The organism is Variovorax sp. FG153, assembly GCF_057809595.1.
In genome coordinates, this window is sequence record NZ_JBMDKG010000092.1 from 1 (window position 1) to 12,095 (window position 12,095).

General features: G+C 73.7%; 2 protein-coding genes. Both read left to right on the plus strand.

Annotation, left to right across the window (positions count from 1 at the left end; translation table 11 throughout):
* Positions 1-10,396 (plus strand): non-ribosomal peptide synthetase (locus tag ACODT0_RS42025; RefSeq protein ID WP_489044006.1); only part of this gene is annotated, 10,396 nt, incomplete at its 5' end.
* Positions 10,396-12,095 (plus strand): condensation domain-containing protein (locus tag ACODT0_RS42030; protein ID WP_489044007.1); only part of this gene is annotated, 1,700 nt, incomplete at its 3' end. The genes ACODT0_RS42025 and ACODT0_RS42030, both read left to right, overlap by 1 nt.

The window sequence follows — 12,095 nt, forward strand, 5'->3', positions numbered from 1 at the left end:
GGAGCTGTACATCGGCGGAGGCTTGCTGGCGCGCGGCTACCTGGGGCGCCCCGGGCTGACGGCGGAGCGCTTCGTGGCGGCGGCCGATGGCCGGCGGCTGTACCGCACGGGGGACCTGGTGCGCTGGAACTCGGAAGGGCAGCTGGACTACCTGGGTCGCATCGACCACCAGGTGAAGGTGCGCGGGCTTCGCATCGAGCTCGGGGAGATCGAGGCGCAGCTGCTGGCGCAGGCGGAGGTGCGCGAGGCGGTGGTGGTGGCCAAGGAGGGCCCGGGCGGGACGAGGCTGGTGGGCTATGTGAGCGCGCAGGCGGGGCAGGTGCTGGACGTGGCGCGGTTGCGCGAGCGGCTGGGCGCGGTGCTGCCGGACTACATGGTGCCGGGGGCGCTGGTGGTGCTGGAGGGCTTGCCGCTGAATGCGAACGGGAAGGTGGACCGCAAGGCGCTGCCGGAGGCGGAGTTCGCGAGCGAGCGGGCGTACGAGGCGCCCGAGGGGGAGGTGGAGCAGGCGCTGGCGGATATCTGGGCCGAGGTGCTGGGCGTGCAGCGCGTGGGGCGCAACGACAACTTCTTCGAGCTCGGCGGCGATTCGATCCTGAGCCTCAAGGTCGTGGCCCGCGCCCATCGCGCCGGCCTGCGCGCGAGTCCACGCCAGATGCTCGCGCACCAGCTGCTGTCGGAGCTCGCGCATGCCGTCGGGGCTGCCGCGCAGCCATCGGCGCATGAGGCGCCGGCGATCACCGCGCTGCCCGCCGCGCGGCGTGGCGGCCGGCTCGCGCTGTCGCACGCACAGCTGCGCCAATGGTTCCTGTGGCAGATCGATCCGCGCGGCACCGCTTACCACATCAGCGGCGCGCTGCGGCTCGACGGCAGGCTGGATGCCGAGGCCGTGCGCGATGCGCTGCATGCGATCGTGCAGCGCCACGAATCGCTGCGCACCGTGTTCCGCGCCGACGCGCAGGGCCTGGCCGAGCAATGGATCCTCGATCCGGGCCCGCTCGATTTCGCGCTGGTCGACCTGCGCGACGTGGCCGGCCGCGAGGCGCGCGAGGCGCGCGCGAGACAGGAGGCGCGCGCGCTGAGCGACACGCCCTTCGACCTCGGCGAAGGCCCGCTGCTGCGCGTGCGCCTCGTGCGCATCGAGGCCGAGTCGCACCTGCTCGTGGTGGTGATGCACCACATCGTGTCGGACGGCTGGTCGATGCAGATCGTGGTCGACGAGTTCGTCGAGCGCTATCGCGCCCGCGTGCTCGGCCAGCCGCTCGCGCTGCCGGCCCTGGCGCTGCAGTACGCCGACTATGCCGCCTGGCAGCGCGGCTGGCTCGAGGCCGGCGAGCGCGAGCGCCAGCTCGCCTACTGGACCGCGCAGCTCGGCGGCGCGCAGCCGGTGCTGCAGGTGCCCACCGACCGCGCGCGCCGCGCGGACGGCCGCTATGTCGCCGTGCGCCACGACTTCGCGCTGCCCGCGGAACTCGTGGCGGCGCTGCGGCGGCGCGCGCAGGGCGAGGGCGCCACGCTGTTCATGGCGCTGCTCGCGGGCTTCCAGGTGCTGCTGCACCGCATCACCGGCGAGCGCGACATCCGGCTCGGCGTGCCGGTCGCGAACCGGCACCGGCCCGAGATCGAGAGCGTGATCGGCTTCTTCGTCAACACGCAGGTGCAGCGCAATCCGATCGACGAGCGCGCGAGCCTGCTGCAGGCGCTGCGCCAGGCGCGCGACGCGGCGCTGGGCGCGCAGGCGCACCAGGACCTGCCGTTCGAGCAGCTGGTGGAGGCGCTGCAGCCCGAGCGCAGCCTGGGCACCAGCCCGCTGTTCCAGGTGCTGTTCAACCACCAGCGCGCCGATTTCCGCGCGCTCCAGGGGCTGCCCGGCCTCATGCTCGGCGACTACGAACTCGAGGCACAGGCCGCGCAGTTCGAGCTGGCGCTGGACACCTCCGAGGACATGAACGGCCAGGTGCGTGCCAGCCTGCGCTATGCGTCGGAGCTGTTCGATGCCTCGACCATCGAGCGCATGGCGGGCCACTACCTCGCGGTGCTCGATGCGCTCGCGAATGCGCCGTCGCAGGCCGTCGGCGCCGTGGCGCTGATGGGCGAGGCCGAGCGCGCGCAGCTGTCCGCCTGGGGCGCGCCGCGCGGCCGTTTCGCGGGCGAGGCGACGCTGCACGAGCGCATCGCGCGCCAGGCGTCGGCGCGCCCCGACGCGCAGGCGGTGGTCTTCGGCGAGCACCACCTGAGCTACGGCGAACTCGATGCACGCGCGAACCGCCTGGCGCACCGGCTCATCGCACTGGGCGTGGGCCCGGAGAGCCGCGTGGGCCTGGCGGTGGAGCGCTCCATCGAGATGGTGGTGGGGATCCTCGGGATCCTGAAGGCCGGCGGCGCCTACGTGCCGCTGGACCCGGAGTACCCGGCGGACCGGCTGAGCTACATGGTGGCCGACAGCGGCGTGGCGCTGGTGCTCACGCAGAGCCACCTGAGCGTGCCGGGGTGCGAGGGACTGCGTGTGCTGGCGCTGGACACGCTGGATCTGTCGGACGAGCCCGATACCGACCCCGGGGTGGCGGTGCACGGCGAGCACCTGGCGTACGTGATCTACACCTCGGGCTCCACCGGGCGGCCCAAGGGAGCGCAGCTGTGCCACCGCAACGTCACGCGGCTGCTGGACGCGACGCGGCAGTGGTTCGACTTCGGCGAGCGCGACACCTGGACGATGTTCCACTCGTACGCCTTCGACTTCTCGGTGTGGGAGATCTTCGGGGCGCTGTGCACGGGCGGGCGGCTGGTGGTGGTGCCGTTCTGGGTGAGCCGCTCGCCGGAGGACTTCCTGCGGCTGCTGTGCGAGCAGCGCGTGACGGTGCTGAACCAGACGCCCTCGGCCTTCGGGCAGCTGGTGCACGCGCCGGGGCTGGAGGCGGCGGCCGGTCGGCTGGCGCTGCGCCAGGTGATCTTCGGCGGCGAGGCGCTGGAGCCGCAGAGCCTGCGCCCGTGGATGGAGCGGATGGGGGACGAGGCGCCGCGGCTGATCAACATGTACGGGATCACGGAGACGACGGTGCACGTGACGTACCGGCGCATCACGCGCGCGGACCTCGCGGGCCAGCGCAGCCCGGTGGGCACGGCGATCGCGGACCTGGGGCTGTGCGTGCTGGATGCGCAGCTGAACGCGGTGCCGGTGGGGGTGGCGGGGGAGCTGCATGTCTCGGGCGCGGGGCTGGCGCGCGGCTACCTGGGGCGCCCCGGGTTGACGGCGGAGCGCTTCGTGGCGGCGGCCGATGGCCGGCGGCTGTACCGCACGGGGGACCTGGTGCGCTGGAACTCGGAAGGGCAGCTGGACTACCTGGGCCGCATCGACCACCAGGTGAAGGTGCGGGGGTTCCGCATCGAGCTCGGGGAGATCGAGGCGCAGCTGCTGGCGCAGCCGGAGGTGCGCGAGGCGGTGGTGGTGGCCAAGGAGGGCCCGGGCGGGACGAGGCTGGTGGGCTATGTGAGCGCGCAGGCGGGGCAGGTGCTGGACGTGGCGCGCATGCGCGAGCGGCTGGGGGCGGTGCTGCCGGACTACATGGTGCCGGGGGCGCTGGTGGTGCTGGAGGGGTTGCCGCTGAATGCGAACGGGAAGGTGGACCGCAAGGCGCTGCCGGAGGCGGAGTTCGCGAGCGAGCGGGCGTACGAGGCGCCCGAGGGGGAGGTGGAGCAGGCGCTGGCGGGTATCTGGGCGGAGGTGCTGGGCGTGCAGCGCGTGGGGCGCAACGACAACTTCTTCGAGCTCGGCGGCGATTCGATCCTGAGCCTCAAGGTCGTGGCGCAGGCCGGCAAGGCCGGGCTGCATCTCACGCCGCGCGACCTGTTCCAGCACCAGGCGCTGCGCGCGCTCGCGGCCCGCGCGGCCGAGGCCGGTCCCGCGGCAAGCGCGCCCGCGATGCGGATGCAGGCCCTGCCGCGCGCGACAGCCGATGGCGTCGCGGTGTTCCCGCTCTCGCACGCGCAGCAGCGGCTGTGGTTCCTGTGGCAGTTCGATCCCACGAGTTCCGCGCACCATGTGCCCGGGGCACTGCGGCTGCGCGGCCCGCTCGACACCGCGGCCGTGCGCGCGAGCTTCGAGGCGCTGGTCGCGCGCCATGAATCGCTGCGCACCGTGTTCCGCGGCAATGCGGCCGGACAGGGCGAACAGCACGTCCTGCCGCGCATGGCGCTGGCGCTGCCGACCTTCGACCTCGGCGCGACGGCGCCCGCGCGGCGCGAGCACGAGGCCGAGGCCATCGCGCGCCGCTTCGTGCAGACGCCCTTCGACCTGGCCGACGGACCGCTGCTGCGCGTGGGCCTGATCCGCATGAGCGCCGCCGGCGAGCCGCCGCAGCACGTGCTCATGCTGGTCATGCACCACATCGTGTCCGACGACTGGTCGATGAAGGTCATGATCGACGAGTTCGTCGCGCACTACCGCGCCCACGTGCTCGGCGAGGCACGCACGACGCGCGCGCTGCCGGTCCAGTACGCCGACTACGCGGCCTGGCAGCGAGGCTGGCTCGAGGCCGGCGAGCGCGATCGGCAGCTGGACTACTGGCAGGCCCGTCTCGGCGGCCGGCAGCCGGTGCTGCAGCTGCCCACCGACCATCCGCGCGCCGCGGTGCCCGACTACGGCACCGCCCGCCATGCAAGCGTGCTCGAGCCGCAGCTGGTCGAAGCGCTGCGCCGCCGCGCGCAGGCCCATGGCGGCACGCTGTTCATGGCGCTGCTCGCGGGCTTCCAGGTGCTGCTGCACCGCTACACCGCGGAGGAGGACATCCGCGTCGGCGTCCCGATCGCCAACCGCGACCATCCCGAGACCGAGGGCCTGGTCGGCTTCTTCGTCAACACCCAGGTGCTGTGCGGCGCGCTGCGCGCCGAGCTGCCGCTGCAGCAGGTGCTCGAGCAGGTCCGCGAGGCCTCGCTGCAGGCCCAGGCGCACCAGGACCTGCCCTTCGAGCAACTGGTGGAAGCGCTGCAGCCCGAGCGCAGCCTCGGCCACACGCCGCTGTTCCAGGTGCTGATGAACCACCTGCGCAGCAACACCGAGCCGCTGGCGCAACTGCCGGGGCTGGCGCTCGAGGATTTCCCGCTCGGCAGCCAGAAGGCGCAGTTCGAGCTGACGCTGCACACCATGGAGGACGCGCAGGGCCGCCTGAGCGTGGCCTTCGTCTATGCGCGCGAGCTGTTCGAGCCGCGCACCGTCGAGCGCATGGCCGGCCACTATGCCGCCGTGCTGCGCGCGCTGGCCGAGACGCCGGCCTGCCGCGTCGGCGAGGTCGAGCTGCTGGGCGCGCGCGAACGGCAGCAACTGGCTGCCTGGGGCGCCGACGCGCCCGTCGATGCCGAAGGCGAGGGCTTCGTCCACCGCCTGTTCGAGGCGCACGCGCGGGCGCGGCCCGATGCGCCGGCGGTCGTCGAGGGCGAGCGCGTGCTGAGCTACGGCGAACTCAACCGCCGCGCCAACCGTCTCGCGCACCGCCTCGCGGCGCTCGGCATCGGGCCCGAACGGCGCGTCGGCATCGCGATGGAGCGCAGCGCCGAGGCGGTGACCGCGCTGCTCGCGGTACTCAAGGCCGGCGGTGCCTACGTGCCCATGGACCCCGACTATCCGGCGCAGCGCCTGGCCCACATGCTGCGCGACAGCGGCATCGCATTGCTGCTCACGCACGGCCGCTCGGCCCCGGCATTGCCGGCGGGCGAGGCGTGGCCGGTGCTCGCGCTCGACACGCTGGCGCTGGACGACGAACCCGCGCACGACCCGCGCCCGGCGCTGCACGCGGCGAACGCGGCCTACGTGATCTACACCTCGGGCTCCACGGGCCAGCCCAAGGGCGTGGCCGTGGCGCACGGCCCGATCGCCATGCACGTGCGCGCGGTCGCGCGGGCCAACGGCATGGATGCCGGCGACCGCGAGATGGCGCTGCTGTCGATCTCCTTCGACGCGGCGCAGGAGCGCTTCCTCGCCACCCTGAGCACCGGCGGCGCGATGGTGCTGTGCGACGCACGGCGCCAGACCGTGGCCGAGGTGCTGCGGGAGATGCGCGCGCAGCGCGTCAACTCGGTCGTGATGCCCACGCCCTACATGGGCGCCCTGGTGCGCAGCCTGGAGGATGCGGACGAGGTGCTGCCGCTGCGGCTGTGCATGGTCGGCGGCGAGGGCTGGCCGCGCGATACCGTGGAACGCGCCCGCGAGCGGGTGCGCGCGCAGATCCTGGTCAATGCCTACGGTCCGACCGAGGCCGTGGTGGGGCCCACCGCGTGGCGCGTGGGCGAGACCCGCAGCCACTACGCGCCGATCGGCCGGCCGGTCGGCAACCGTCTCGCGCTGGTGCTCGATCCCGCGCTGAACCCGGTGCCGCCCGGCGTGGCCGGCGAGCTCTACCTCGGCGGCCAGGGGCTGGCGCGCGGCTACCTGAACCGGGCCGGCCTGACGGCGGAGCGCTTCGTCGCCGCCGAGGGCGGCCGGCGCCTCTACCGCACCGGCGACATGGTGCGCTGGAACGCCGACGGCCAGCTCGAGTACCTCGGACGCGCCGACCACCAGGTCAAGGTACGGGGCTTTCGCATCGAGCCCGGCGAGATCGAGGCCCAGCTGCTCGCGCAGCCGGAGGTGCGCGAGGCCGTGGTGCTGGCCGTCGAAGGGCCCGGCGGCGCGCAGCTCGCGGGCTACCTCGGGGCGCGGGCGGGCCACGCGATCGACGTCGCGGCGCTGCGCGAGCGCCTCGGCGCGGTCCTGCCCGACCACATGGTTCCCGCGGTGCTGGTGGTGCTCGACGCGCTGCCGCTCAACGCCAACGGCAAGGTGGATCGCAAGGCGTTGCCCGCGCCGGCCTTCGCCGCCGAGCGCCCCCACGAAGCGCCCGAGGGCGAGGTCGAGACGCGACTGGCCGCGCTGTGGGCCGAGCTGCTGGGCGTGCCGCGTGTCGGGCGCCAGGACAACTTCTTCGAGCTCGGCGGCCACTCGCTGCTCGCGCTCGGCCTGCTCGAGAAGCTGCGCGCCCTCGGCTGGTCCGTGCAGGTGCGCACCCTGTTCGAGCAGCCGCGGCTGCAGGCCTTCGCGCAGGCGCTCGTGCAGTCGCAGGACACGGCGCCGGCCGAGGTCGTGGTGCCGCCCAACGGCATCCCGGCGGGCTGCGCCGCGATCGAGCCGGGGATGCTCACGCTGGTCGCGCTCGACGCGGCGCAGATCGCGCGCATCGAGGCCGCGGTGCCCGGTGGCGCCTCGAACATCCAGGACATCTATCCGCTCGCGCCGCTGCAGGAAGGCATCCTGTTCCATCACCTGCTGCAGGCCGAGGGCGATGCCTACGTCACGCCGCACCTGCTGGGCTTCGACAGCCGCGAGCGGCTGGAGCGCTTCGTCGCGAGCTTCGACCGGGTGATCGCGCGGCACGACATCCTGCGCACCGCGGTGCTGTGGGAAGGACTGCCCGAACCGGTGCAGGTGGTGCTGCGCGAGGCGGCGTTGAAGCTGCGCTGGCTCGAGGAACCCGGCGCGGACGAGGCCGGCATGGACGTGGCGCGCCGCCTCGAGGCGCGGGTCGATCCCGCGCGCCACCGCATCGACGTGCGCGAGGCGCCGATGATCCACGCCCTCGCGGCGCACGATGCCGCGCAGGGCCGCTGGCTGCTGCAACTGCCCGCCCATCACATGGTGGTGGACCACACCACGCTGGAGCTGCTGGTGCAGGAGATCGCGCTGATCGAGCAGGGCCGCGCGGCCGAACTGCCCGAGCCGGTGCCGTTCCGCCGCTACGTGGCGCAGGCGCGGCTGGGCGTGAGCCAGGCCGAGCACGAGGACTTCTTCCGCGAGATGCTGGGTGACGTGGACGAACCCACCGCGCCCTTCGGCCTGCTCGACGTGCAGGGCGACGGCACGCGCATCGTCGAGGCGCGCCAGGTGCTCGATGCCGCGCTGGCCCGCGCGATCCGCCGGCAGGCGCAGCGCCACGGCGTGAGCGCGGCGACGCTGTTCCACCTGGCGTGGGCACTGGTGCTGGCCAAGGCCACGGGCAAGGACGACGTGGTGTTCGGCACGGTGCTGTTCGGCCGCATGGACGGCGGCGAGGGCGCCGGCCGCGCGCTGGGCCTGTTCATCAACACGCTGCCGGTGCGCATGCGGCTCGGCGCGCGCGACCTGCGCGCCTGCCTCGCGGGCATGCACGAAGCACTGACCCGCCTGCTGCAGCACGAGCACGCGCGGCTGTCGCTCGCGCAGCGCTGCAGCGGCCTGCAGGGCGGTGCGCCGTTGTTCTCGGCCATGCTGAACTACCGCTACGCCCCGCGGCGCGAGGCCGGGCCGGACGCCGCCGAGGGCATGGTGTGGGACGGCGTGCGCGTGCTCGCGAGCGAGGAGCGCACCAACTACCCCGTGACCCTGTCGGTGGACGACCTCGGCGAGGGCTTCGAACTCGCGGCGCAAATCCACGAGGATGTCGACGCGCGCCGTGTCTGCGGCTACGTGCTCGCGGCACTGGAGGGCGTGGTGCAGGCGCTGGCGGCCGACGACGGCCGGCCGGCCGCGCTCGCCGCCGACCTGGTGCCGATGCCCGCCGTCGAGCGCGAGGCGCTGGAGGCCTGGGGCACGAATGCGCGGCGCCACGACGCGGTGCCGCCGGTGCACCGGCAGATCGAACTGCAGGCGCGGCGCACGCCGCAGGCCGTCGCGCTGGTCTTCGGCGAGCAGTCGCTGAGCCATGCCGAGCTCGACGCGCGCGCCAACCGGCTCGCGCATCGCCTGGTGGCGCTGGGCGTGCGTCCCGACACCAAGGTGGGCATCGCGGTGGAGCGCTCCATCGACATGGTGGTGGGCGTGCTGGCGGTCCTGAAGGCCGGCGGCGCCTACGTGCCGCTCGACCCCGAGTACCCGGCCGACCGGCTGGCCTACATGGTCGAGGACAGCGGCATCGCGCTGCTGCTCACGCAGAGCCACCTGCGCGTGCCCGGCACCGGGGCGCTGCGGCTGCTGGCGCTCGACACGCTCGACCTCTCGGGCGAGCCCGCGCACGACCCGCGCGTGGCCGTGAGCGGCGAGCACCTGGCCTACGTGATCTACACCTCGGGCTCCACCGGCCGGCCCAAGGGCGTGATGGTGCGCCACCGGGCGCTCGGCCACTTCCTGCTCGGCATGAAGGAGGCGCCGGGTCTCTCGGCCAACGACGTGCTGGTCGCCGTGACCTCGCTGTCCTTCGACATCGCGGCGCTGGAGCTGTACCTGCCGCTGCTGTCGGGCGCCCGGCTGGTGCTGGCCTCCAGGGACGTGGTGCGCAGCGGCGGCGCGCTCGGCGAGCTGATGGAGCGCAGCGGCGCGACCATGCTGCAGTCCACGCCCGCGGGCTGGCGCCTGCTGCGCGCCGCCGGCTGGAAGGGCAGCGCGCTGCCGAACTTCAAGGGCCTGTGCGGCGGCGAGGCGCTGCAGCCGGACCTCGCCGACGACCTGCGCGCCTGCGGCGTCGAGCTGTGGAACATGTACGGCCCGACCGAGACCACCATCTGGTCGGCCGCGGTGCGGGTCGACGGACGGCCACGCATCGGCGGGCCGATCGCCGACACGCAGCTGCGCGTGCTCGATGCCTCGCTGAACCCCGCGCCCGCGGGCGTGCCGGGCGAGCTCTTCATCGGTGGCGTCGGCCTGGCGCGCGGTTACGACCGGCGCGCGGGCCTGACGTCCGAGCGCTTCGTGGCCGCGCACGACGGCCAGCGCCTCTACCGCACCGGCGACCTGGTGCGCTGGAACGCGCAGGGCCAGCTCGAGTACCTGGGCCGGCTCGACCACCAGGTCAAGGTGCGCGGCTATCGCATCGAGCTCGGCGAGATCGAGGCGCAGCTGCTCGCGCAGCCCGAGGTGCGCGAGGCGGTGGTGGTGGCGCGCGAGGACGCGGCCGGCGCGCGGCTGGTCGCCTACGTCGCATCGCACGCGGGCCGCGAGGCGGATGCAGCCGCGCTGCGCGAGCGCGTGGCCGCGGCGCTGCCCGACTACATGGTGCCGTCGGCGATCGTGGTGCTCGAGCGGCTGCCGCTCAACGGCAGCGGCAAGGTGGACCGCAAGGCGCTGCCCGAGGCCGAGTACGCGAGCGACAGGCCCTTCGAGCCGCCGCAGGGCGAGCTGGAGGAAGCGCTGGCCGCGATCTGGCGCGAGCTGCTCGGCGCCGCGCGCGTGGGCCGCCACGACAACTTCTTCGAACTCGGCGGCCATTCGCTGCTGGCCGTGCAGGTCGCCTCGCGCGTGCAGTCCGCGCTGCGCGCCGAGCTGCGCATCCAGGACATCTTCCCGAACCCGACCCTGGCCGGCATGGCCGCGCTGATCGCGCAGGCGGGCCGGGGCAAACCCACCGACGAGGCGCTGCTGGACATCGACTCGTTCATCGACAGCATGGAGACAGCTTGATGGAAACCACGGCGACTCGCCGCATCGCGGAGCGCTTTTCCCGCCTGAGCCCGGAACAACGCCGCGCCGTCTACGACAAGATCCGCGCCGAGGGCCTGAGCATCGGCCAGTTCCCGATCCTGGCGCGCGACGCGTCGGCGCGCGGGCGCTGCCATCTTTCCTACGCGCAGCTGCGCCAGTGGTTCCTCTGGCAGCTCGATCCGCAGAGCACGGCCTACCACATCAGCGGCGCGCTGCGCCTGAAGGGCGCACTGAACGTGGAGGCCGTGCAGGCGAGCTTCGCGGCGATCGTGGCGCGCCACGAGGCGCTGCGCACCGTGTTCCGCGCCGATGCCGACGGGCTGGCCGAGCAGGTGATCCTCGAGGCGGGCGGCTTCGAGCTGCAGCGGGTGGATCTCGGCGAGGTCGAGCCGGCGCAGCGCGCGGCGCGGGCCGACGAGGCCGCGCGCCGCCTGGGCCGCACGCCCTTCGACCTCGCGCACGGACCGCTGCTGCGCGTGGGCCTGGTTCGCATGGCGGCGGACGAGCACCTGCTGGTGGTGGTGATGCACCACATCGTCTCCGATGGCTGGTCGATGCAGATCGTGGTCGACGAATTCGTGGCGCAGTACCGCGCGCGCGTGCTCGGCGAGACGGGCGCCGAAGACACGCTGCCGATCCAGTACGCGGACTACGCCGTGTGGCAGCGCAACTGGCTCGAGGCCGGCGAGAAGAACAGCCAGCTGGCCTATTGGACGCAGCAGCTCGGCGACGGGCAGCCGGTGCTGCAGCTGCCGGTGGACCGGCCGCGGCGCGCCGAGGGCGGCTACCGCGCGGCGCTCGCGCGGTTCGAGCTGCCGAGCGAGCTGGTGGCCGGGCTCCAGAAGCGCGCGCAGGCAGAGGGCGCGACGCTGTTCATGGCGCTGCTGGCGGGCTTCCAGGTGCTGCTGAGCCGCCACACCGGCGAGCGCGACATCCGCGTGGGCGTGCCGGTGGCCAATCGCCATCGCGTGGAGACCGAGGGCGTGATCGGCTTCTTCGTCAACACGCAGGTGCAGCGCAACCTGATCGACGAGCGCGCGAGCCTGCTGCAGGCGCTGCGCCAGGCGCGCGACGCGGCGCTGGGCGCGCAGGCGCACCAGGACCTGCCGTTCGAGCAACTGGTGGAGGCGCTGCAGCCCGAGCGCAGCCTGGGCACCAGCCCGCTGTTCCAGGTCATGTTCAACCACCAGCGCACCGACTTCGGTGCGCTGGAGAGCCTGCCGGGCCTGGCCCTGGCCGAGCACGAGCTCGGCGAGAAGGCCGCGCAGTTCGAACTCACGCTCGACACCTTCGAGAGCGCCGACGGCCGGGTGCGCGCGAGCCTGAACTATGCCGCCGAGCTGTTCGATGCCGCGACCATCGAGCGCATGGCGGGGCACTACCTGGCGCTGCTGCGGGCACTCGTGGACGCGCCGCAGCAGGCCGCCGGCGCGGTGGCGCTGCTCGGCGCCGGGGAGCGCGCGCAGATTGCCGCGTGGAGCGAGAATCCGCGGCGCCATGAGGGCGCCGAGCCGGTGCACCGGCTGATCGCGCGCCAGGCGGCGGCACGCCCCGACGCGCAGGCGGTGGTCTTCGGCGAGCTGCAACTGAGCTACGGCGAGCTGAACGCACGCGCGAACCGCTTGGCGCACCGTCTCATCGCAATGGGCGTGGGCCCGGAGAGCCGCGTGGGCCTGGC